The 19,780-nt window shown below is 64.6% G+C and carries 23 protein-coding genes; 14 read left to right on the top strand and 9 right to left on the bottom strand.

Annotated features, from left to right (window positions below):
• Nucleotides 1-13: 13 nt before the first annotated feature.
• The 7 genes from sufC to V6D40_RS00510 are packed head-to-tail and all read left to right on the top strand — an operon-like array spanning nucleotide 14 to nucleotide 5,653.
• Nucleotides 14-769, top strand: coding sequence for a Fe-S cluster assembly ATPase SufC (gene sufC / locus V6D40_RS00540; RefSeq protein ID WP_334265084.1), 756 nt, complete (start codon nucleotides 14-16; stop codon nucleotides 767-769).
• Nucleotides 769-2,001, top strand: a complete 1,233-nt coding sequence (locus V6D40_RS00535) for a SufS family cysteine desulfurase (protein ID WP_334265083.1) — start codon at nucleotides 769-771, stop codon at nucleotides 1,999-2,001. The genes sufC and V6D40_RS00535 overlap by 1 nt, the downstream gene beginning before the upstream one ends.
• The gene (gene sufU / locus V6D40_RS00530) at nucleotides 1,998-2,450 is read left to right on the top strand and encodes a Fe-S cluster assembly sulfur transfer protein SufU (RefSeq protein WP_334265082.1); all 453 of its coding nucleotides are present in this window, start codon (nucleotides 1,998-2,000) and stop codon (nucleotides 2,448-2,450) included. Before V6D40_RS00535 ends, sufU begins: the two co-directional genes overlap by 4 nt.
• 3 nt (nucleotides 2,451-2,453) lie before the next feature.
• Nucleotides 2,454-2,825 (top strand): metal-sulfur cluster assembly factor, encoded by a 372-nt coding sequence (locus tag V6D40_RS00525; RefSeq protein ID WP_334265081.1) that lies wholly within the window; start codon nucleotides 2,454-2,456, stop codon nucleotides 2,823-2,825.
• A 14-nt stretch (nucleotides 2,826-2,839) separates the two neighbouring features.
• A complete protein-coding gene (locus V6D40_RS00520; protein WP_334265080.1) occupies nucleotides 2,840-3,412 on the top strand; it encodes a hypothetical protein in 573 nt (190 codons plus the stop codon).
• 37 nt (nucleotides 3,413-3,449) lie between these two features.
• On the top strand, nucleotides 3,450-5,078 hold the full coding sequence (locus V6D40_RS00515; RefSeq protein ID WP_334265079.1) for an ABC-F family ATP-binding cassette domain-containing protein: 1,629 nt from the start codon (nucleotides 3,450-3,452) through the stop codon (nucleotides 5,076-5,078).
• On the top strand, nucleotides 5,078-5,653 hold the full coding sequence (locus tag V6D40_RS00510) for a DUF421 domain-containing protein (protein ID WP_334265078.1): 576 nt from the start codon (nucleotides 5,078-5,080) through the stop codon (nucleotides 5,651-5,653). The genes V6D40_RS00515 and V6D40_RS00510 overlap by 1 nt, the downstream gene beginning before the upstream one ends.
• Before the next feature lie 36 nt (nucleotides 5,654-5,689).
• On the opposite strand, the gene V6D40_RS00505 is transcribed toward V6D40_RS00510, so the two are convergent.
• A complete protein-coding gene (locus V6D40_RS00505; protein ID WP_334265077.1) occupies nucleotides 5,690-6,427 on the bottom strand; it encodes a glutamine amidotransferase in 738 nt (245 codons plus the stop codon).
• Nucleotides 6,428-6,483: 56 nt separating this feature from the next.
• Between V6D40_RS00505 and V6D40_RS00500 the strand changes: the two genes are divergently transcribed.
• The gene (locus tag V6D40_RS00500; RefSeq protein ID WP_334265076.1) at nucleotides 6,484-6,729 is read left to right on the top strand and encodes a hypothetical protein; all 246 of its coding nucleotides are present in this window, start codon (nucleotides 6,484-6,486) and stop codon (nucleotides 6,727-6,729) included.
• Nucleotides 6,730-6,740: 11 nt separating this feature from the next.
• Here the strand turns inward: V6D40_RS00500 and V6D40_RS00495 are convergent, their stop codons facing one another.
• From V6D40_RS00495 to V6D40_RS00480, 4 genes are all read right to left on the bottom strand, one after another.
• Entirely contained in the window at nucleotides 6,741-7,001 is a 261-nt protein-coding gene (locus V6D40_RS00495; protein WP_334265075.1) for a Txe/YoeB family addiction module toxin, read from the bottom strand.
• Nucleotides 7,001-7,258, bottom strand: a complete 258-nt coding sequence (locus tag V6D40_RS00490) for a type II toxin-antitoxin system Phd/YefM family antitoxin (RefSeq protein ID WP_334265074.1) — start codon at nucleotides 7,256-7,258, stop codon at nucleotides 7,001-7,003. The genes V6D40_RS00495 and V6D40_RS00490 overlap by 1 nt, the downstream gene beginning before the upstream one ends.
• 73 nt (nucleotides 7,259-7,331) lie before the next feature.
• The gene (locus V6D40_RS00485; protein ID WP_334265073.1) at nucleotides 7,332-8,702 is read right to left on the bottom strand and encodes a PFL family protein; all 1,371 of its coding nucleotides are present in this window, start codon (nucleotides 8,700-8,702) and stop codon (nucleotides 7,332-7,334) included.
• A 21-nt stretch (nucleotides 8,703-8,723) separates the two neighbouring features.
• Entirely contained in the window at nucleotides 8,724-9,002 is a 279-nt protein-coding gene (locus tag V6D40_RS00480; RefSeq protein WP_334265072.1) for an ACT domain-containing protein, read from the bottom strand.
• 37 nt (nucleotides 9,003-9,039) lie between these two features.
• Between V6D40_RS00480 and V6D40_RS00475 the strand changes: the two genes are divergently transcribed.
• Nucleotides 9,040-9,732: an NAD(P)H-binding protein gene (locus V6D40_RS00475; RefSeq protein ID WP_334265071.1), complete on the top strand. Its 693-nt coding sequence runs from the start codon at nucleotides 9,040-9,042 to the stop codon at nucleotides 9,730-9,732.
• Here the strand turns inward: V6D40_RS00475 and V6D40_RS00470 are convergent.
• The 3 genes from V6D40_RS00470 to acnA form a co-directional block, all read right to left on the bottom strand.
• On the bottom strand, nucleotides 9,678-10,460 hold the full coding sequence (locus tag V6D40_RS00470) for a glutamine amidotransferase-related protein (protein ID WP_334265070.1): 783 nt from the start codon (nucleotides 10,458-10,460) through the stop codon (nucleotides 9,678-9,680). The genes V6D40_RS00475 and V6D40_RS00470 overlap by 55 nt on opposite strands.
• Nucleotides 10,461-10,526: 66 nt before the next feature.
• Nucleotides 10,527-11,078: a TetR/AcrR family transcriptional regulator gene (locus V6D40_RS00465; protein ID WP_334265069.1), complete on the bottom strand. Its 552-nt coding sequence runs from the start codon at nucleotides 11,076-11,078 to the stop codon at nucleotides 10,527-10,529.
• 87 nt (nucleotides 11,079-11,165) lie between these two features.
• Nucleotides 11,166-13,946, bottom strand: coding sequence for an aconitate hydratase AcnA (acnA, locus tag V6D40_RS00460; protein WP_334265068.1), 2,781 nt, complete (start codon nucleotides 13,944-13,946; stop codon nucleotides 11,166-11,168).
• Nucleotides 13,947-14,089: 143 nt separating this feature from the next.
• Here acnA and V6D40_RS00455 point away from each other — a divergent pair, with 143 nt between their 5' ends.
• The 3 genes from V6D40_RS00455 (at nucleotide 14,090) to V6D40_RS00445 (ending at nucleotide 17,695) form a co-directional block, all read left to right on the top strand.
• The gene (locus V6D40_RS00455; protein WP_334265067.1) at nucleotides 14,090-14,551 is read left to right on the top strand and encodes an Rv1476 family membrane protein; all 462 of its coding nucleotides are present in this window, start codon (nucleotides 14,090-14,092) and stop codon (nucleotides 14,549-14,551) included.
• Between the two features lie 472 nt (nucleotides 14,552-15,023).
• Nucleotides 15,024-16,640, top strand: coding sequence for an NlpC/P60 family protein (locus V6D40_RS00450; protein WP_334265066.1), 1,617 nt, complete (start codon nucleotides 15,024-15,026; stop codon nucleotides 16,638-16,640).
• Nucleotides 16,641-16,651: 11 nt separating this feature from the next.
• Complete coding sequence (locus V6D40_RS00445) at nucleotides 16,652-17,695, top strand: ferrochelatase (protein WP_334265065.1); 1,044 nt, start codon at nucleotides 16,652-16,654, stop codon at nucleotides 17,693-17,695.
• Nucleotides 17,696-17,704: 9 nt separating this feature from the next.
• On the opposite strand, the gene V6D40_RS00440 is transcribed toward V6D40_RS00445, so the two are convergent.
• Entirely contained in the window at nucleotides 17,705-18,463 is a 759-nt protein-coding gene (locus tag V6D40_RS00440; protein ID WP_334265064.1) for a hypothetical protein, read from the bottom strand.
• Nucleotides 18,464-18,498: 35 nt separating this feature from the next.
• Between V6D40_RS00440 and V6D40_RS00435 the strand changes: the two genes are divergently transcribed.
• Both V6D40_RS00435 and V6D40_RS00430 read left to right on the top strand, forming a co-directional pair.
• A complete protein-coding gene (locus V6D40_RS00435) occupies nucleotides 18,499-19,326 on the top strand; it encodes a DUF3097 domain-containing protein (protein ID WP_334265063.1) in 828 nt (275 codons plus the stop codon).
• Between the two features lie 23 nt (nucleotides 19,327-19,349).
• Nucleotides 19,350-19,778, top strand: coding sequence for an NfeD family protein (locus tag V6D40_RS00430; protein ID WP_334265062.1), 429 nt, complete (start codon nucleotides 19,350-19,352; stop codon nucleotides 19,776-19,778).
• Nucleotides 19,779-19,780 lie beyond the last annotated feature (2 nt).

The following is a 19,780-nucleotide window of genomic DNA, read 5'->3' as shown; positions in this document are numbered from 1 at the left end:
GAAGTACTGACTTATGTCCACTCTGGAAATCAAGAACCTGCACGCGAATGTCCTGCCGACGGAGGAGGGCCAGGAGGCCAAGCCGATCCTCAAGGGCGTGAACCTGACGATCAACGGCGGCGAGACTCACGCAATCATGGGCCCGAACGGCTCCGGCAAGTCGACGCTGGCCTACACGCTGGCCGGCCACCCGAAGTACGAGGTAACCGACGGCGAGGTGCTGCTCGACGGGGAGAACATCCTCGACATGGACATCGACGAGCGCGCCCGCGCCGGCCTCTTCCTAGCCATGCAGTACCCGGTGGAGGTTCCGGGCGTGTCGTCCTCCAACTTCATGCGCTCGGCTGTGACCGCTGTGCGCGGTGAAGCGCCGAAGCTGCGCGAGTGGGTCTCCGAGCTGAACTCGGCGCGCGAAGCGCTGCAGATGGACGTCTCCTTCTCCGAGCGCTCGGTCAACGAAGGCTTCTCCGGCGGCGAGAAGAAGCGCCACGAGGTCATGCAGCTGTCCCTGCTCAAGCCGAAGTTCGCCGTCATGGACGAGACCGACTCCGGCCTCGACGTCGACGCGCTGCGCATCGTCTCCGAGGGCATCAACCGCTACCAGGACGAGACCAACGGTGGCGTACTGATGATCACCCACTACAAGCGCATCCTGAACTACGTTAAGCCGGATTTCATCCACGTCTTCGCCGACGGAAAGATTGTGAAGACCGGCGGCGCCGAGCTCGCTGACCAGCTCGAGGCCGAGGGCTACGAGAAGTTCATCTAATGAGTTTCGACGTTCACGCCATCCGCAAGGAGTTCCCCATCCTGGGGCGCACCATCCGCGACGGTAAGCCTCTGGTGTACCTCGACTCGGGCGCGACCTCCCAGCGTCCGCAGCGCGTCTGGGATGCTGAGCGCGACTTCGTCCTCGGCTGCAACGCCCCGGTGCACCGCGGCTCGTACCAGCTGGCCGAGGAGGCGACCGACGCCTACGAGTCGGCGCGCGAAAAGATCGCGGCCTTCGTGGGCGCGCGCGGCGACGAGATCGCGTTCACGAAAAACGCGACCGAGGCGCTGAACCTCACCGCCTACGTGCTGGGCGACTCCCGCGCCGGCGACCTGCAGGTCACCTCGGACGACACCATCGTCATCACCGAGCTCGAGCACCACGCGAACCTGGTGCCCTGGCAGGAGCTCGCGCGCCGCACCGGCGCCACGCTCAAGTGGTACACAATGACCTCGGACGGGCGCATCGACCTCGACTCGCTCGAGCTCGACGACTCGGTCAAGGTCGTGGCGTTCACGCACCAGTCCAACGTCACCGGCGCGCACGCCGACGTCGAGGAGATGGTGCGCCGCGCGAAGGCGGTCGGCGCGCTCACCGTGCTCGACGCATGCCAGTCGGTGCCGCACATGCCCGTCAACTTCCACGCGCTTGACGTGGACTTCGCCGCATTCTCCGGCCACAAGATGTGCGGCCCGAGCGGCGTTGGCGTGGTGTACTCCAAGCACCTGAACGAACTGCCGCCGTTTCTCACCGGCGGATCCATGATCGAGGTCGTCCACATGGACCATTCGACCTACGCGCCGGCCCCGCAGCGATTCGAGGCCGGGACCCAGATGACCTCGCAGGTGGTTGGTCTCGGCGCGGCTGTCGATTTCCTCACCGAGATCGGGATGGAGGAGATCGCGGCGCACGAGCGCGAGCTCACGGCGTACGCACTGGAGCAAATGCAGCTTATCGACGGCCTGTCCATCGCCGGACCCCTCACCGCCGACAAGCGCGGCGGCGCGATCGCGTTCACGGTCGACGGCGTGCACCCACACGACCTCGGCCAGGTGCTCGATGCAGAGGGCGTGGCTATCCGCACCGGACACCACTGCGCGTGGCCCGCGCACCGCGGGCTCGACCTGCAGTCGACGTCCCGGGCAAGTTTCTACCTCTACAACACGTTGGAGGAAGTGGATGTGTTGGCTGCGTCGATTAGCAAAGCGAAGGAGTTTTTCGCACGATGAATTTGGAATCGATGTACCAGGAAGTCATCCTGGACCACTACAAGAACCCGCAGCACGCCGGGCTCCGCGAGCCGTTCGAGACTGAGGTCCACCACGTTAACCCGTCCTGCGGCGACGAGCTGACGCTTCGCGTCCAGCTGTCTGAGGACGGGGAGACCGTTGAGGACATCTCCTACGACGCCATTGGCTGCTCCATTTCCCAGGCGTCCACCTCCGTCATGGCGGAGGAGCTGATCGGCAAACCGATCGGGGAAGCGTTCAAGAAGCTGCAGTCGTTCGAGGAAATGATTACCTCCCGCGGCAACTTGGAAGGCGATGCCGAGCTCATCGGCGACGGTGTCGCATTTGCCGGCGTGGCCAAGTTCCCCGCCCGCGTCAAGTGCGCCTTGCTCGGTTGGAAGGCCTTTGAGGCCGCGACCGCCGAAGCGAAAGAGAAGAGAGAGGACTAACCCATGGCTGAAGATATGGCAGCGAAGCGCCCGGAGCAGACCGAGGAGCAGCTCAAGCTCGCGGGCGATGTCGAGGAGTTCATGCGCGACGTGATCGACCCTGAGCTGGGCATCAACGTCGTTGACTTGGGTCTTGTGTACGACCTGTGGATTGAGGAGCGCGAGGGCAAGAACATCGCGGTGATCAACATGACGTTGACCTCGCCCGCGTGCCCGCTCACCGATGTCATCGAGGAGCAGGCCCGCATCTCCGTGCTGGAGAACACCGCCGCGGACGAGCTGGAGCTCAACTGGGTCTGGATGCCGCCGTGGGGCCCGCAGTTCATTACCGAAGAAGGGCGCGAGCAGCTCCGCGCCCTCGGTTTCGCGGTGTAGCTGGCGTGTGAGCCATGCATTTGCCTTTACGCGTCTTCGGCGCGGCCACGGCACTCGCCTCGTTGGTGTTGCTCGCTAGCTGCAGCTCGTCAGGAATTGAGGAGCCAACGGTGGTCGCCACCCCGATCTCGACGTCATCGTCGCCGGCGTCTCCGACGGAAACGGTGACTGAGACGGTGACAGAGGGAGCGCCGACCCCGTCGCAGACTGGCGGATCGAACTACTACCTGCAAGACGGCGTCATTGTGTCCGCGGGGCTTGGGGAGGCCGGAGAGGTCGCGACGTACCCGGCTTGTGACGGGCGCGCGGTGTTGATTCTCGACTCGGTCATCGATGAGGGCAACGACGGCGGCGCGATGTATGACATCGCCCAGCAGGTGCTCATGATGCACCCGAGCGGGGAGCCGGTTCGTTTCGCGGTTCCGGGCGCGTGCCCGTCACTGCGGGCACAGGTCGACGGCCACAATGTGTACCCGATCTACATCGACTACGGCACCGATGTCGACGCAATGTGCCGGGCCAAAGCGACCTACGGGGGCAACGGCCGGCTCCTGAGCAACGCCGCGGAGTACGTCGATCCCTGCTAGTGAACAGGCCATTTGACCTCGCTTGTAAGGTGATACCGTGATTGTCACCAATGATCTCGAGGTCCGCGTCGGCGCCCGGACCCTGCTTTCGGCACCGGGACAGCACCTGCGTGTTCAGCCCGGCGACCGAATCGGGCTTGTGGGCCGAAACGGTGCCGGCAAGACCACCACGATGCGCATCCTGGCGGGGGAGACCGAGCCATACGGCGGCTCCGTGACGCGCTCAGGCGAGATCGGCTACCTGCCCCAGGACTCCAAAGAAGGAGACATCGAGCAAACCGCCCGCGACCGCGTGCTCTCCGCGCGCGGGCTGGACCAGATTCAGCGCTCCATGGCCAAACAGCAGCAGATCATGGAAACCACCGAGGGCGCTGAGCGCGACAAGGCGATCGCGAAGTACTCGCGCCTTGAGGAGCGCTACCAGGCGCTCGGCGGCTACGAGGCCAACGCAGAGGCGGCGCAAATCTGCGACAACTTGGGCCTGCCTGAGCGAGTCCTCGACCAGAAGTTGAGAACCCTCTCCGGCGGTCAGCGCCGCCGCGTGGAGCTCGCCCAGATTCTGTTCGCATCGCGCTCCGGCTCGGGCAAGAGTGAAACGACGCTGCTTCTCGACGAGCCCACGAACCACCTCGACGCCGACTCCATTTCCTGGCTGCGAAACTTCCTGTCAAAGCACGAGGGCGGCCTCATCATGATTTCGCACGACGTCGAGCTCTTGGACGACGTCTGCAACAAGGTCTGGTTCCTCGACGCCGTCCGCGCTGAGGCGGACGTGTACAACATGGGCTTCTCTACCTACCAGAAGGCCCGCGCGGAAGACGAGGCGAGAAGGCGCCGCGAGCGCGCCAACGCGGAGAAGAAGGCCGCCGCGCTGCAGAAGCAGGCGGCGAAGCTGGGTGCGAAGGCGACGAAGGCGGCCGCAGCGAAGCAGATGCTTGCCCGCGCTGACCGCATGATGAGCGAGCTTGACGACGTCCGCATTGCCGACAAGTTCGCCTCCATCTCTTTCCCCGAACCGGCTCCCTGTGGCAAGACGCCGCTGTACGGCAAAGGCCTCACCAAGATGTACGGTTCGCTGGAAGTCTTTGCCGGCGTGGACCTAGCCATCGACAAGGGCTCGCGCGTGGTCGTCCTCGGCACCAACGGCGCAGGCAAGACGACCCTGCTCAAGCTGTTAGCCGGAGTGGAGCGCACAGACGGCGAGGGCGGCCTAGTGTCCGGCCACGGCCTCAAGATCGGCTACTTCGCCCAGGAGCACGACACGATCGACGGCGATAAGACGGTGTGGGAGAACACGATCGAGGCCTGCCCGGACGCGGGGCAGCAGGACCTGCGCGGCCTGCTCGGTGCATTCATGTTCTCCGGCGACAAACTCGAGCAGCCGGCGGGCACGCTTTCGGGCGGCGAGAAGACGCGCCTCGCGCTAGCGACGCTCGTCTCCTCCCGCGCCAACGTTCTGCTTCTCGACGAGCCCACGAACAACCTCGACCCCCAGTCCCGCGAGCAGGTGCTCGACGCGCTGAAGACCTACACGGGCGCGGTGGTGCTGGTGACCCACGACCCGGGTGCCGTTCGCGCACTCGAGCCTGAGCGCGTCATCATCATGCCCGAGGGCGACGAAGACCTGTGGAGCGACGAATACATGGAAATTGTGGAGCTAGCCTGATGCCGGGCATTCTCGCTAGCGAATGGGGGACCCTTGCCGCCACGGCGGTGAAGGGCGTCATCATCTACGTCACGTTGATCGCCATGCTGCGGATCAGCGGCAAACGGTCATTGTCGAAATTCAACATCTTCGACTTCATCATCACTGTCGCGATCGGATCAATCTTCGCTAGCACGTTGACGACGGAGGACCTTAAGCTCGCGCAGTCTGTAACCGCGATCTTGGTTCTCCTTCTGGCGCAATGGACGATCTCTCGCCTCGCCTTTCGCTCGAGCAAGTTCGAGCGGCTTATCAAAGCCGACCCCGCTCTGTTGTACTACGGCGGCGACTTCCTCACCGACACGATGCGCGCCGAGCGCGTGACACAGCGGGAGATCCTGCAGGCGGTGCGCATCAGCGGTACCGCCAGCCTCGACGGTGTGCAGGCGATCATCCTCGAAACGGACGGCACGATGTCCGTCATTGCGCGTTCGGAAGATGCGCCACCGCCAGCACACAACGCGTTGTTTGAGACGGTGAAACGCAAGCCCGAAGGAGACGATAACGGCTGCGGGGGCGACCTAAAGCGGCTTTAGAGCGGCGCAAACCTTTCCCGGAACCCCGAACCGGCCCTAAAACTGGCGGTAGCGCTCCGCGAAGTTGTAAAGGATCCGGTTGGACCAGGAGTAATCGTGCGCGTATGCGGTCGCCAGAATGTCGTCGAACACGTCGAGGCGGAAGTAGCCCAAGTGAGCGTAGAGGCGCAGACGCGCCTCGAGCGCCTGGGCTGTGAGCTCCGGGTGAAACTGGGTCGCGTAGACGTTCTCTTTCACTCGGAACATTTGGGTCGGGCAGGCATAGCCGGCGACAAGCAGTGTCGCCTCAGACGGTAGTTCGGTGATCGCCTCTTTGTGGCCGACGAGAGCAGGGAAGGAATCGGGTAGGCCGTCGAGCAGCGGGTCGCGTTTACCGTCCTCGGTAAGGAGAATCTCGATCATCCCGGCTTCCTCGGCGTACTCGCTGCCAAGCCGCGCTCCGATAGCACCGCCGACCATGCCGATGCCGTAGCAGGCGCCCATGAGAGGGAAGTCGCACTCGATGATCTCTCGCACGAGCGTGCCAATCTCGTGTTCGACGCGAAGCTGCAGATCGCTCTTGACCTCATCGGTGTTGTTGAATGGGCTGCCACCGAGGAGCACTCCGGAGTACTTATCCAGGTCGACGTCCCCGAGTGGAGCGGATTCGACGCGCCTTTGTTCCAGCGCCTCTTCCGGGATGCGCATTTTAGAGAGGAAGGATGCGTACTCCTCGGCAGACGCAGCGTCCTCAGGACGAGTGCTGAGCAGCAGGAAAGGACGATCGACGGTCATTCACATGAATCTAGTACACGGTCTTAAAATGCCTGCGCTCGCGTACGATCAGACGCATGGCTTCGAACGACACTATTCTCGACACCCTTCGCGACGGCTGGAACGCCATGTCCAGGGAGCAGCGAAAGATTGTGGGCATTCTCGCAGGCATCGACACCGTCGGCAAGAGTGCCGCACTCTGGAATCTCGCGCGTGCCGACGCACGTTCCCTCCGCGGCCCCAAGTGGCTCTGGGGAGTTACTATCCCCGCAGTGAACACACTGGGCTGGCTGGCCTACTTTACGGTGGGCAAAAAGCGTTAACTTTGACGGGGCTAGTCACCGTAGTGGTATTTGCAGGAAATAATGGTGACACCGGCCTCGTCGATTTTGTAGATCAAGCGATGCTCGCTGTTGATCCTCCGAGACCAGTAGCCAGTCAGATTGTGCATGAGGCGTTCGGGTTTGCCGATGCCCTCGTTTCCGTTCCTACAAATATCGTTTATAAGCGCATTGATGCGTTTAAGCATGCGCCGATCTTGGGTCTGCCAATCGCAATACTCTTCCCATGCGTCTGGGTCCCAGCAGATGAGCACTAGTCATCCTCGAGCAACGCGCGTTCCAAGACCGATCCGCGATCGACCCGTGCAATTCTTTCTTCGAGTACACGGGCGTTCCTAGGAGACCCGAGGAGATAGGCGGTTTCTTTAAGCGCTTCGTACTCTGCGAGGGAGACTACGACGACCGGCTCGTGGCCCGAACGGGTAATAACCACCTCCTCGCAGTCCTCCACCACTCGGGTGAGAACTTCCGCATAGTTAGCGCGCGACTCGGTGTACGACATGACTTTCACAACACGTCTCCCTCAGCCGAAAAAACGTACAGGATTGCGTACAGGATAGCCTGGGCGGGGATCGCTAGCAAGGCTAGTTGCGGAAGCCGTGAACCGGCGCGGGAATGAACCCGCCGCGACGAATGAACGCGTCGTTGCCCACCTGCGATACGGGGATCACCGGGGCGTAGCCGAGCAGGCCACCGAAGTTGACCTCGTCGCCCGGCTTGGTGCCAGGTACTGGGATGAGGCGGGCGGCGGTGGTCTTGTGGTTCATGACACCGATGGCGGCTTCGTCCGCAATCATGCCCGCAATCAGTTCGGCGGAGGTGTCGCCGGGGATTGCGATCATGTCGAAGCCCACGGAGCAGATCGACGTCATCGCTTCGAGCTTGTCCATCGTGATGGAGCCGGCGCGCACGGCGTCGATCATGCCCTGGTCTTCCGAGACCGGGATGAAAGAGCCGGAGAGGCCGCCGACGCGCGAGCAGGCCATCATGCCGCCCTTTTTCACTGCGTCGTTGAGCAGCGCCAGCGCCGCCGTCGTGCCGTGGGTACCCACCTGGTCAAGTCCCATGTGCTCGAGAATGTGCGCCACGGAGTCGCCGATCTCGGCGGTGGGGGCAAGCGAGAGGTCCACGATGCCGAACGGCACGCCGAGACGCTCGGCAGCCATGTTGCCCACCAGCTGGCCGGCGCGGGTGATTTTGAAGGCGGCTTTCTTGATCTCTTCGGCGACGTCGTTAAGCGAAGCCCCCTCCAGCGACCCAATAGCGTTGTCGACAACCCCCGGGCCAGACACACCGACGGAAATGACCGTGTCCGGTTCCTCGACGCCATGGAACGCACCGGCCATGAACGGGTTGTCGCCCACGGCGTTGGCGAAGACAACCAGCTTCGCGCAGGCGATGGAGGACTCGTTCGCGGTGAGTTCGGCAGCCTCCTTGATCACGCGGCCCATCTCGGCAACCGCGTCCATGTTGATACCGGCGCGGGAGGTGGCCACGTTGACAGAACCGCACACGTTGCCGGTGGTGGACAGGGCCTCAGGGATGGAGCGGATGAGGCGGGCGTCAGCCTCGGTCGCGCCCTTTTCCACCAGAGCGGAGTAGCCGCCGACGAAGTTGACGCCGAGCTCAGCCGCGGCCTTGTCCAACGCCTTCGCCACCAGCACCGGGTTGCCCTCGGCGCCGGCGGCCACCAGCGCGATGGGGGAGACCGAGATGCGCTTGTTCACAATCGGGATGCCCAGCTCGCGCTCGATGCCTTCGCAAACGGGCACGAGGTCGCGGGCGCGTTCCATAACGCGGTCGTACACCGCGTCTGCGGTCGCCTCCATCGTTGCGCGGGTGCACCCGATGAGCGAGATGCCCATGGTCACCGTGCGGATGTCCAGCCGGTAATCCTCGATCATGCGGATGACGTCGAGGATGCGGCCAGCCTTGAAGTCGAAATCAGTCGCCATAGTTCGTGAATACCCCGCGCCCTAGATCTCGTTCATGGCGGTGAACAGGTCCTCCGCCTGGATGCGCACGTCCACCCCGAGCTGCTGCCCGGTGGCGGCGAGGTGCGCCTGCAGATCGCCCATGTCGACCGGCTCGCCGCCCGCGGTCGGCAGCTCCACGCGCATGATCATGGTGAAGAAGTTGTCCATCAGCGTCTGGGATACGTCGACGATGTTCAGGTTGCGCTCTGCGGCCGCGTTCGCGACGGCTGCGATGATGCCGACGCGGTCCTTGCCGGTTGTGGTGATGATTGCGTACATGGGCAAAAATAGTACCCATTGACGTACGGTGGGGCCCATGACACATCCAGAAAACGACGCCCCGACTGCCTCCTATGTTCTCGTCCTGGGAGCTGGCGGCAACGTTTCGCGCCACACCGTGCCGATGCTTGTTGAGGCGGGCCACAAGGTCGCCGCGCTGGTGCACAACCCAGACCACGCCCCGCGCCTTTCGGAGGCGGGTGCCGCCGTGATCGTTCAGGACCTCACGCAGCTCGACCAGGAGGGGTGGGCGCGCTTGCTCACTCCGTTCGACACGGTGGTGTGGTCCGCCGGCGCCGGCGGCGGCAGCGCGGAGAAGACCTACGCGGTGGACCGCGACGCTGCCCTGACAATGATCGACGCGCTCGAGGAGCTGGGGGAGTACGCCCCGTTCCTTGTCAACGTCTCCTACGCCGGCGCTGCTCACGCCAGCACGGACGACGACGGCGGGTCGTGGTACGCGTATGTGGAGAGTAAGAAGGCCGTCGACAAGCGCCTGCTCCAGGCGGAGTTCCCGAACCAGATCCTGGGGCCCACGGCGCTTACCGACGCACCCTCCAACGGTCTCGCCCACATCAACGGAGATATGCCCGAAGGTTCGAAAACCTCGCGCGAGCTCGTGGCCGAAGTCATCGCCGCAGCCGTAAACCGCGGGGAGCCGTTCCCGGAGAACCCCTACGAGTTTGAGGACGGCGAGCAGCCAGCCAGCGCGCTCGAGGACGCGCAGTAACCAACGAAACTGCGCAGCAGCCCGTTCGCCGCGGCGACGTCGTGGTTGGGCAGATCGGCCACGATGCGGGCGTAATCCTCCGCAGCGAAGTAGCCGTAGTCGTGGTAGAAGTCCATCCGGGTGCGCATCGCGTCGGCGTCCATCTCGGCGTGGAACTGCGTCGCCCACACGTTGTCGCGATAGCGCACGATCTGCACCATCCCGCCGGGGCCGGTGGCTAGGACCGTCAACGAGTCGGGCAGGCCACCCGCAGTCTCCGGGTTCTCCGTGTGGCCGGTCAGCGCCGTAAATGTCGCTGGCGCCGCCGCGAGCAGCACGTCCTCGCGCCCGGCTGCCGTCACGTTCACGGTCGTGGGGCCGGAATCTTCAGCGTGGCTGTGCCTGATCTCGCCGCCGGCGTTGTGCACGAGCCACGACAGCCCGAAGCACACGAAAAACACTGGGACCCCAGTCTCGACCAGCTGCGCGAGCTGGGAGTGAATGTGCTGCTGGTAAGCGCTGTAGCCGCGCCCCGCCTCAGCGTTGGTCACGTTCAGGGAGCTCCCGCCCACGATCACGCCGCTGACGTTTTCCAGAGAACCAATCGCTGCCGAGGGTGTGTCGAGCACGCGGTGCTCCATCTCCACCTCCGCCAGGCCGGAGGCGTGAAGCGCGTCGCGGTACTCCGCGCGCGCCACGTCGGGACCGATGTCGCCGTCGCGGAGGGAGAGAAAGAGCAGCTGAGCCATGCGGAACATTCTATACCGCTTGGTCTACTTTCTCGGAATTGGGGCCGTCGATAAGCCTCCCAGCTTTCAGCCGCGCACAGACTGCTCCACGACGTCCAGCATCGCTTCCAGCTGCTCCGCCGGCTCGCCGGCTGCCAGCCTCACGATGAACCCTTCCAGCACGGTCTCGAGGTAGGTCTGCACCACACTCAGGTCGACGTCGTGGCGCACCTGATCGTTCGACTCCAGACGCTGACGCACCGCGCGGTCAAGCACCTCTTGGTGCTCGCGCCAGCGCCCCTCAAAATCGGGGTCGGTGCGCAGCTTCCGCACAATCTCACTCCTGGTCACGTACCAGTCGTGCTCGTCGGGGTGGCGCAGCATCTCGCGCATCACCTCAACAAGGCCGCGCTGCGACACCACCTCGGCCTGGCGCTCCGCGTCCTCGCTGACAATCGCGAGGAACAGCGATTCTTTATCACCGAAGTGGTGGAAGATTGCCCCCCGCGTTTTGCCGGTTGCCTGCTCCAGCCTCGCCACGGTCGCTCCCTCAAACCCGTAGCGGGCGAAGCAGACGCGCGCGGCGTCGATAATCTCCTGCCGCCTGCGGGCAAGCTCGGATTCGCTGACAATCGGCATATGTAAAAGGGCTTTCTTGCTTGTCGACGGCACCTAAAAGGCCACCCGGTGAATACCCACCGAGTGGCCCTAAATAGGGGTTTGGTACTAGCTCTTCACCATCTGGCGCAGGACGTACTGGAGAATGCCGCCGTTGCGGTAGTACTCAGCCTCACCCGGCGTGTCGACGCGAACCACAGCGTCGAACTCGACAGCCTCGCCGCCGTTCTTCGTCGCGGTGACGTGGACGGTGCGCGGGATTTCGTCGCCCTCGTTGAAGGCGGTGATGCCGGAGATTGCGAAGGTCTCCGTGCCGTCCAGGCCCAGGGAGGCGTGGGACTCACCCTCCGGGAACTGCAGCGGTAGAACGCCCATACCGATCAGGTTGGAGCGGTGGATGCGCTCGAAGGACTCGGCGATGACGGCGCGAACACCAAGCAGGTTGGTGCCCTTCGCGGCCCAGTCGCGCGAGGAGCCGGTGCCGTACTCCTTGCCCGCGAGGACGACCAGCGGGATGCCGGCCTTCTCGTAGTTCATCGCAGCGTCGTAGATGAACGCCTGCGGCGCACCTTCCTGGGTGAAGTCGCGGGTGTAGCCGCCCTGCTCGTCCACCAGCTCGTTGCGCAGGCGGATGTTTGCGAAAGTGCCTCGGACCATGACCTCGTGGTTACCGCGGCGGGAGCCGAAGGAGTTGTAGTCCTGGCGCGCAACACCGTTGGCGTCGAGGTAGTCAGCAGCCGGGGTGCCCGGCTTAATGGAGGAAGCGGGGGAGATGTGGTCGGTGGTCACCGAGTCGCCCAGCTTCGCCAGCACGCGAGCGCCCTCGATGTCGGACACTGCCTCCGGCTCCTCCGGCATGCCGTCGAAGTACGGAGCCTTGCGGATGTAGGTGGAGTCCTCGCTCCAGTCGAAGGTCTTGCCCTGCGGGATGTCGAGGCCCTGCCACTGCTCGTCGCCCTTGAACACGTCGGCGTAGTCCGCCTCGTACATCTCGCGGGAGATGGTGGACGCGATGGTGGACTCGATCTCCTCGGTGGACGGCCACACGTCCTTCAGGAACACGTCGTTGCCGTCCTGGTCCTGGCCCAGCGGCTGGGTCTCGAAGTCGAAGTCCATGGTGCCGGCGATTGCGTAGGCGATAACCAGCAGCGGGGACGCGAGGTAGTTCATCTTCACGTCGGGGGAGATGCGGCCCTCGAAGTTGCGGTTACCGGACAGCACTGCGGTCGCGGTGAGGTCGTACTCGTTGATCGCCTCAGAGATCTCGCTCGGCAGCGGGCCGGAGTTACCGATGCAGGAGGCGCAGCCGAAGCCGGTGAGGTAGAAGCCGACGGCCTCGAGGTCCTTCCACAGGTCGGCGCGCTCGTAGTAGCCGTCGACGACCTGGGAGCCCGGAGCCATGATGGTCTTGACCCACGGCTTGGACTTCAGGCCCTTCTCAGCGGCCTTGCGCGCGAGCAGCGCAGCGCCCACCATGACCGACGGGTTGGAGGTGTTGGTGCAGGAGGTGATCGCGGCGATCGCCACCATGCCGTGGTCGATCGTGTACTCGCCGCCCTGCGGGGACTCCACGATCACCGGCTTGGACGCGCGGCCCTCTGCGCCAGCCGCCGCGGACTCGCCGTTGCCCGGCCACGACTCGTTGTAGGAGACGGTGTCGACCTTCGTCGCGCGGACCGGCTCAGCGGTGCCCTCGCCTGCGGTGTTGTAGTCCGGAAGCTGCGTGCGGAAGGTGTCCTTCGCCTCGGACAACAGGATGCGGTCCTGCGGGCGCTTCGGGCCGGCGATGGACGGCACCACAGTGGACAGGTCGAGCTCGAGGTACTCGGAGTACTCCGCCTCGGCTGCGTCCTGCTCGAGCCACATGCCCTGAGCTTTTGCGTACGCCTCGACGCGGTCGATGTCCTCCTGGGAACGGCCGGTCAGGTGGAGGTAGTTGATGGTCTCCTCGTCGATCGGGAAGATGGCGCAGGTGGAGCCGAACTCCGGGCTCATGTTGCCGATCGTTGCGCGGTTGGCCAGCGGGATCTGCTTGACGCCGTTGCCGTAGAACTCGACGAACTTCTGCACCACGCCGTGCTCGCGCAGCATTTCGGTGATGGTCAGCACCACGTCGGTTGCGGTCACGCCGGCCGGGATCTCGCCGGTGAGCTTAAAACCGACGACGCGCGGGATGAGCATGGACACCGGCTGGCCGAGCATGGCGGCCTCGGCCTCGATGCCGCCGACGCCCCAGCCGAGGATGCCCAGGCCGTTTTCCATCGTGGTGTGGGAGTCGGTGCCGATGCAGGTGTCCGGGTAGGCGACGCCCTCGTTGTCGAAGACCACGCGGGAGAGGTACTCGATGTTGACCTGGTGGACGATGCCGGTGCCCGGAGGAACAACGCGGAAGTTGGAGAAGTTCTCGGCGCCCCAGCGCAGGAACTGGTAGCGCTCCTCGTTGCGCTGGTACTCGATCTCGACGTTCTTCGCCTCGGCGTCCTTGGAGCCGAACGCCTCGATGATCACGGAGTGGTCGATCACCATCTCGGCCGGGTTGAGCGGGTTCACCTGATCCGGGTTGCCGCCGAGAGAGGACACGGCCTCGCGCATGGTGGCCAGGTCGACAACACACGGCACACCGGTGAAGTCCTGCATCAGCACGCGAGCCGGGGTGAACTGGATCTCGATCGAAGGCTCTGCCGACGGATCCCAGTTCGCGATCGCGTTGATGTGGTCAGCGGTGACGTTCTTGCCATCCTCGGTGCGAAGGAGGTTCTCGCCCAGAACCTTCAGCGAGTACGGAAGCTTCTCCATGCCTTCGACTGCGTCGAGCGCGTAGTAGTCGTACGACTTATCGCCGACCTCGAGCGTCTTCTTGGCGTTGAAGGAGTTCTTGCTTTCAGCCATTATGAGCTCCAATTCTCATCGTTTATGGGTTGTGCGACCCGTGGCGGTCAACCGTCAATTCTAAGCCAGGCGCCACAGTTCCACTGCCATACTAACAGTACGCCCGTAATGTTTTTGGATTCCGATTAGAGTGTGTCTTCGCCATGACCGATATCTACGCCAACTTCGCAACACTCGCCGACCAGCTCCGCGCCTCTGGGGCCGCTTTCGGCCGTGAGGAGGAAGGGTCGGCACAGGTCCGCGAGGCGATGGGGCAGGTGCTTGATAGCGCTACCGGGATCGTCCTGCTCGACCACACCCCGGAGCACGTGCCGCAACTGCGCGATCTCGCGCAAGACTTGGCCAACGAGACCGGGCTCGACACCGTGATTGTGCGCACCCCCCACGTTGCGATCGGGGTGAGCGACACCCTTTCGCGCGCAGAGGTTGAGGAAGGTCAGCGCGCGATGGCCGCACAGCAGGATCCAGTTGCCGGTTTGGCCGATTTCTACGCGGCGTCGAGCGCGTTCAGCGTTCCCTGGGGCGCGTTTGCTGTCGCGGTGACGGTCGCAGTCGCGCTCATTATCGCTGCGACAGTCGCCGCGACCAGAAGGTCAAGCCACTAGGGCTGACGTTTCAAACAGCTGCTCCAGCACCACTGCGGTGTGACGATTGTCACACCGCTTCTTTCTAACAATGGAACCAGCAGGTCAGCCCCAGGAACCGTCAGTGGAACTGCCTTGACTGCTGTGACTGAAGAGATTGAAAGCGAATCGAGATGATTTCGTGACGTAAGGTGCGTATGTCGGCTCGTGGGTCGGCGCAAGTCTATGCAAGGCACTTGAGTTTCATCGGCAGCACGCTCTAGTCAAGCGTGCCGCCTACGCAGTTCGGGCATGTGGGGAAGCACGCCAAGTACTGAAAAACTCTCGCGCCGTTGCGCTTGCCGCCGATTCACGATCCGCGCATCAGTAGTCAACTTTGAAGACGCACGTCAAGGCGCAAGCCCTGTCCCGTTGCCGGTGCGCTAGTCACGCGCGGGCGTCGCGGACGCAGTTGGGCACGCCTGCTTTGGCGTGCGCTGTGAGGAGCACCCTCGTGGTCACATCCGTGCGGCGTTTTCGCCCCGCCCACCCGCGGACCATCGCGGCAACGGTCGCTAGTGCCGTTACCTTGTCGCTGTCGCCGTTCGCCGCAGCCCAGGAGTCGACGCAGTCCACTGCCGACCTGGTAGCTGCCGTGTCTCGCGCCCAGGCGGGCGTCGACGAGGCTGCGCTCGACATTGGCGCTATCCAGGAAAGCGTGAACCGCGCACTGGTTGACTTGCGCGATAAGCAGGCGCGGGCTGAGCAGGCCCGGCGCGGTGTTGAGACTGCGGAGCAGCGGCTCGCGGAAGCCGAGGCGGAAGTCAAGCGGGCCCGTGCTGATCTCGACGAGATCACGAGGTCGCAATACCGTTCCGCGGGTCAATCCGCTCCGCTGCAGCACCTCGGGGGAAAGAACGGCCAGAAGGACGCGCTCGAGCGGGCCCGGTTCCTGCGCCAACGCACCGCGGAGAAGCAGTCCGCTCTCGAGGCCGTGGAGCAGGCTCGTATCCAGGCTGCGAACGAGGCCTCGCTGGCCCGCGAGGCGGCGCAGCTGGCCGACGCCGCGGCCGGGGATGCCGAAGTCTCACAGTCCGAGGCGCAGCAACTGCTGGAGGAGACCACTGCAGCACTGGAGGCCCGGGCTGCCGAGTTGGAGGCAGCGCAAGCAGATCTCGCCGACGCCCAGGATTCTCTCGCAGAGGTGAGGCCAGAGGCCGATAACGCGGACGAGGCGCAGGCGGACAAGGGGCAGGCCGATGAGACGGACGCGGATGAGACGCGTCCCGAGGAGGCCGAGGTTGCGCCTGAGATCATCGAGGCCGTGCAGGAACGCGTGGCGGAGCTCGCGCCGGATGCCCCGGCGCCCAGCGAGGACGATGTCGCTGCTGCGGTAGCCACCGCCGAAACCCTTCGCGAGGATTCGCCGGAAGACACAGTGGAGCAGGCTTCCAGCATCGCTGCAGCCTCCGCGCTGGTGGGCTACTCCCAGGCTCCGCACGCCACGTTCGCTGACCCGTACGCGGCACCCGCGCTCGGTTCATTGAGCTCCGGTGCGAACGTCTCTGGTTACTCCGCAGCCGAGATCGTCTCTGCCTTCGCCGGCGGTTTTCAATCCGGTGTAGGTGTCGCCGGCTCCAACGAGACCCCGACGGAGACGTTGATCAGCGCGCTGCCGAAGGTGGTCACGCCGGAGACAGTGACTGAGACCATCCGTGAAACTGTCGCACCGGCGAACTCTTCCGGTGTCGAGACCGCGATTGCCCGCGCCATGTCCATGGTCGGCACCCCGTACGTGTGGGGCGGCGGAGACGCGAACGGCCCGACCACTGGCCTTAACGGCGGCTCGGTGAAGGGTTTCGACTGCTCGGGACTTGTGCTCTACGCGTACGCGGGCGCGGGCGTTTCGCTGCCGCACTACACCGGCTACCAGTACCAGCGGGGCACGCAGATCGACCCCTCCTCAGCGCAGCGCGGCGACCTCTTGTTCTGGGGTCCCGGCGGCTCCCAGCACGTGGCGATCTACCTCGGCGACGGCATGATGATCGAGGCGCCGCAGTCCGGCCAGAATGTTTCCGTGGTGCCTGTGCGTTGGGCGAATATGTCTCCTAAGGCAGTCCGGCTGCTTTAGAATGACCATTTATGGCGCTTTCTGGTTATGACGCACTCCTCGTCCTTTCTTTCGGCGGCCCCGAGGGAGAAGACGAGGTTATCCCGTTTCTTGAGAATGTGACCCGCGGGCGGGGCATTCCCCGCGAGCGTCTGGCGCAGGTGGGCGAGCACTACTTCCACTTCGGCGGTGTCAGCCCGATCAACGGGCAGAACCGCGAGTTGATCCGCAACATCGAGGCAGAGCTCGCCGGCCGCGGTCACGACCTGCCCGTCTACTTCGGAAACCGCAACTGGCACCCGTTTGCCGAAGACACCGCGAAGCAGCTTGAGGACGACGGCCGGACAAACGTGCTGGTCCTCGCCACCAGCGCGTGGGGCGGCTATTCGGCGTGCCGGCAGTACGACGAGGACATTCAGCGTCTGCGCGAGGTCACCCCGCAGATCGACTACACCAAGCTCTGGCAGTTCTACGGACACCCAACTTTTATTGAGTTGATGGCTGGGAAGGTGAAAGGGGCCGTCGATAAGCAGGAAGGCTCCGCGCGTGTGCTGTTCACAGCGCACTCTGTCCCCACTGCCGCCGACACCGCGGCTGGCGGGCCCGGCGACGAGCACCTGTACTCCCGCCAAGTCGCAGAAGCGTCGCGGTTGGTCGCAGAGGCCGCGGGCGTTGGCACCTACGAAGTGGTGTGGCAGTCGCGCTCGGGTAACCCAGCCACGCCGTGGCTCGAGCCGGATGTGGTCGACCGCCTTGAAGAGCTTGACAACCAGGAGCACTTCGACACCTTGGTTTGCGTACCTATCGGGTTCATCACCGACCACATGGAGGTGGTTTGGGATCTCGACACCGAACTTCGCCAGGCGTGCGAGGCGCGGGGCGTTGCGCTGGAACGCGTCGACACAGTCGGGCTTGAACCGGCGTTCGCTCAGATGATCGTGGACATCGCCGAATGCGTCGCCCAGGGCACCGAGCCCCAGACGCTTTCGACCGTGACGGTGCAGGGGTGCACCGTTAACGGCTCGCCGTGCAGCCCGCACTGCTGCGAGCCGGTGCGCCGCCCCGCCCGCGGCTAACCTGCGCCGCTAGCTCGCCGCGTACTCGCGGGCGTAGTCCATGACCGCTTCCGCCACGCCCGCCATGCGCGCAGTGCGGATGTGGCGCCACAGAGCGAACAGCTGGGGGTCGAAAGTGTGGTCCTCGAGGCGGTCAGTCACCGTTTCAATAGTCGCCGCCACCCGGTCGGCCCTGGCGAACAGTTTCGCGGCGCGCGGGGTGACGCCGGCGGGAAGTCCCGGGGTGTCGTAGAAGTCGGCCAATGACCCCACGGCAAGCCGCGGGTTCGGAAGGTCCTTCCGCGAGCCGCCGGCGGCCTCGATCAGATCGGCAGCCTCGTTCGTCGCCCGGGACAACAGCGCGTCGGCTTCGCCCGGGGAAAGCCATTCGGGTTCCGGCAGCCGCTCGCTCTCCTCGAACCAGCGCCACGACACGCCGCGGGGCGAGTACTCGGGCACGAGCACGTGCGCCAACCCGCCCCTGTCGAGCACGGCTACCGCACCCGCGGGGGTCAGCGCCTCGTAGGCAGGGCTGCCGGGGCGCAAGCCGGCAGCCTGACCCGGCCCCCACAGCAGCAGGCGGATCACGGGCCCGGGGGAATCAAGCGCCGCGGTGGCCCGCAGCCGGGCGAGCAGCGGCTCGACGCCGAAATCCTGGTAGCTGTGCCGGCCGCCGAGGTCGGTGATCGCCTGCACCGTGTCGTCTGTCGACTCCACGTTATAGAGCCATGCGGCCAGCCACACAGCGGTGTTCTGGAGCGGAGAATACACTTCGGCGCGCGTCTGCATTCGCGCGATTGTAGCGGATAGACTTGATCGCCGATATGGACATTTTTCACGGCCACGAGCGCAACCGCAGACCCACCTACCCGCAGGTCCCTGCGGAGCCGGGGATTGTGGTCGAGATTGTCGGCGACGAGTTCGTCGGCGCAGTCGTCGGATTTGAGCGGACCTACGACGGCGATTTCGTGCGGTTAGAGGACCGGCGCGGCGTGCAAAGGCTGTTCAAGATGCTGCCCGGCGCGTTCCTTTTGGAAGGCAACCGCGTCACGCTGACGAGGTGGTTGCCGCCGAAGGAGGAGGGGCCGAAACGGTCTAACTCCGGCTCGCGGAAAGTCGAGAACGTCAAGGCGAAGGTGGCGCTCCCGTCCCGGATCTGGGTGGAGGGCATCCACGACGCCGCGATTGTGGAGAAGGTGTGGGGCCACGACCTGCGGGTTGAGGGCGTTGTCGTCGAGTACCTCGAGGGCTTGGACAACCTCCCCGCCCGGCTTGCGGAGTTCGGCCCCGGCCCCGATGCCCGCATCGGGGTGCTGGCGGACCACCTGATTGAGGGAACAAAAGAGGCGCGCCTCGTCGCCGATGTCGGGGAGCACGTCCTTGTCACCGGCCACCCGTACATCGACATTTGGGCTGCGGTGAAGCCAGCGAGCGTGGGCATCCGGGCTTGGCCGGAGGTGCCGCGCGGCGAGGACTGGAAAACGGGCGTGTGCCGGCGCCTTGGGTGGTCGGACCCGAAGGAGGGGTGGCACCGGGTCTACAGCTCGGTTGCCACCTTCCGCGACCTGGATTCCACGCTCATCGGCGCGGTGGAGCGGCTAGTCGATTTCGTCACCACTCCGGAACTTTCGAAGAGCGACCTGGAGATGTAGTAGCACCGTGTAACGTTTTGGGCATGGGTGCTTTGGTGTGGTTCGCGGCCGCAGGTTTACTCGCCGCGCTCGAGCTTGCCGTTGGCGAGCTGACGCTGCTCATGCTCGCCGCAGGTGCGCTCACCACGGCGGCGGCTGCGCTCGCCGGCATCTCGTTGACAGCGGAGGTCGTCGTCTTCGCTGTCACCTCCGCCGGTTTCTGGTTCTTCCTGCGCCCGTACCTGCGCCGCCGCCTCGACACCCCGCCGGTCTACGACGAGTCGCCGCGTGCGCTGGTCGGCTCGCCAGCCCAGGTGGTTGAAGAGGTGTCAGGCAGCAGGGGGCAGGTGCTTATCGACGGGTCGTTGTGGTCCGCCCGCTGCCTCGATCCAGGCGAAACCCTAGCGTCCGGCGAACGTGTTACCGTATCTGCGATTGACGGCCCCGTCGCCGTCGTGTGGAAGGAGAAGTAATC

The sequence above is a fragment of the Corynebacterium sp. Marseille-Q4381 genome, assembly GCF_036881695.1.
Lineage (GTDB): Bacteria > Actinomycetota > Actinomycetes > Mycobacteriales > Mycobacteriaceae > Corynebacterium.
Note: the sequence above shows the minus strand (reverse complement) of the source record. Positions and strands in the feature narration are given on the sequence as shown.

Bases quoted from the DNA above. Each gene is read 5' to 3' on its own strand.
- sufC (WP_334265084.1), top strand. From the start codon at position 14: ATGTCCACTCTGGAAATCAAGAACCTGCACGCGAATGTCCTGCCGACG.
- V6D40_RS00535 (WP_334265083.1), top strand. From the start codon at position 769: ATGAGTTTCGACGTTCACGCCATCCGCAAGGAGTTCCCCATCCTGGGG.
- sufU (WP_334265082.1), top strand. From the start codon at position 1,998: ATGAATTTGGAATCGATGTACCAGGAAGTCATCCTGGACCACTACAAG.
- V6D40_RS00525 (WP_334265081.1), top strand. From the start codon at position 2,454: ATGGCTGAAGATATGGCAGCGAAGCGCCCGGAGCAGACCGAGGAGCAG.
- V6D40_RS00520 (WP_334265080.1), top strand. From the start codon at position 2,840: ATGCATTTGCCTTTACGCGTCTTCGGCGCGGCCACGGCACTCGCCTCG.
- V6D40_RS00510 (WP_334265078.1), top strand. From the start codon at position 5,078: ATGCCGGGCATTCTCGCTAGCGAATGGGGGACCCTTGCCGCCACGGCG.
- V6D40_RS00505 (WP_334265077.1), bottom strand. From the start codon at position 6,427: ATGACCGTCGATCGTCCTTTCCTGCTGCTCAGCACTCGTCCTGAGGAC.
- V6D40_RS00500 (WP_334265076.1), top strand. From the start codon at position 6,484: ATGGCTTCGAACGACACTATTCTCGACACCCTTCGCGACGGCTGGAAC.
- V6D40_RS00485 (WP_334265073.1), bottom strand. From the start codon at position 8,702: ATGGCGACTGATTTCGACTTCAAGGCTGGCCGCATCCTCGACGTCATC.
- V6D40_RS00480 (WP_334265072.1), bottom strand. From the start codon at position 9,002: ATGTACGCAATCATCACCACAACCGGCAAGGACCGCGTCGGCATCATC.
- V6D40_RS00475 (WP_334265071.1), top strand. From the start codon at position 9,040: ATGACACATCCAGAAAACGACGCCCCGACTGCCTCCTATGTTCTCGTC.
- V6D40_RS00470 (WP_334265070.1), bottom strand. From the start codon at position 10,460: ATGGCTCAGCTGCTCTTTCTCTCCCTCCGCGACGGCGACATCGGTCCC.
- V6D40_RS00465 (WP_334265069.1), bottom strand. From the start codon at position 11,078: ATGCCGATTGTCAGCGAATCCGAGCTTGCCCGCAGGCGGCAGGAGATT.
- acnA (WP_334265068.1), bottom strand. From the start codon at position 13,946: ATGGCTGAAAGCAAGAACTCCTTCAACGCCAAGAAGACGCTCGAGGTC.
- V6D40_RS00455 (WP_334265067.1), top strand. From the start codon at position 14,090: ATGACCGATATCTACGCCAACTTCGCAACACTCGCCGACCAGCTCCGC.
- V6D40_RS00445 (WP_334265065.1), top strand. From the start codon at position 16,652: ATGGCGCTTTCTGGTTATGACGCACTCCTCGTCCTTTCTTTCGGCGGC.
- V6D40_RS00440 (WP_334265064.1), bottom strand. From the start codon at position 18,463: ATGCAGACGCGCGCCGAAGTGTATTCTCCGCTCCAGAACACCGCTGTG.
- V6D40_RS00435 (WP_334265063.1), top strand. From the start codon at position 18,499: ATGGACATTTTTCACGGCCACGAGCGCAACCGCAGACCCACCTACCCG.
- V6D40_RS00430 (WP_334265062.1), top strand. From the start codon at position 19,350: ATGGGTGCTTTGGTGTGGTTCGCGGCCGCAGGTTTACTCGCCGCGCTC.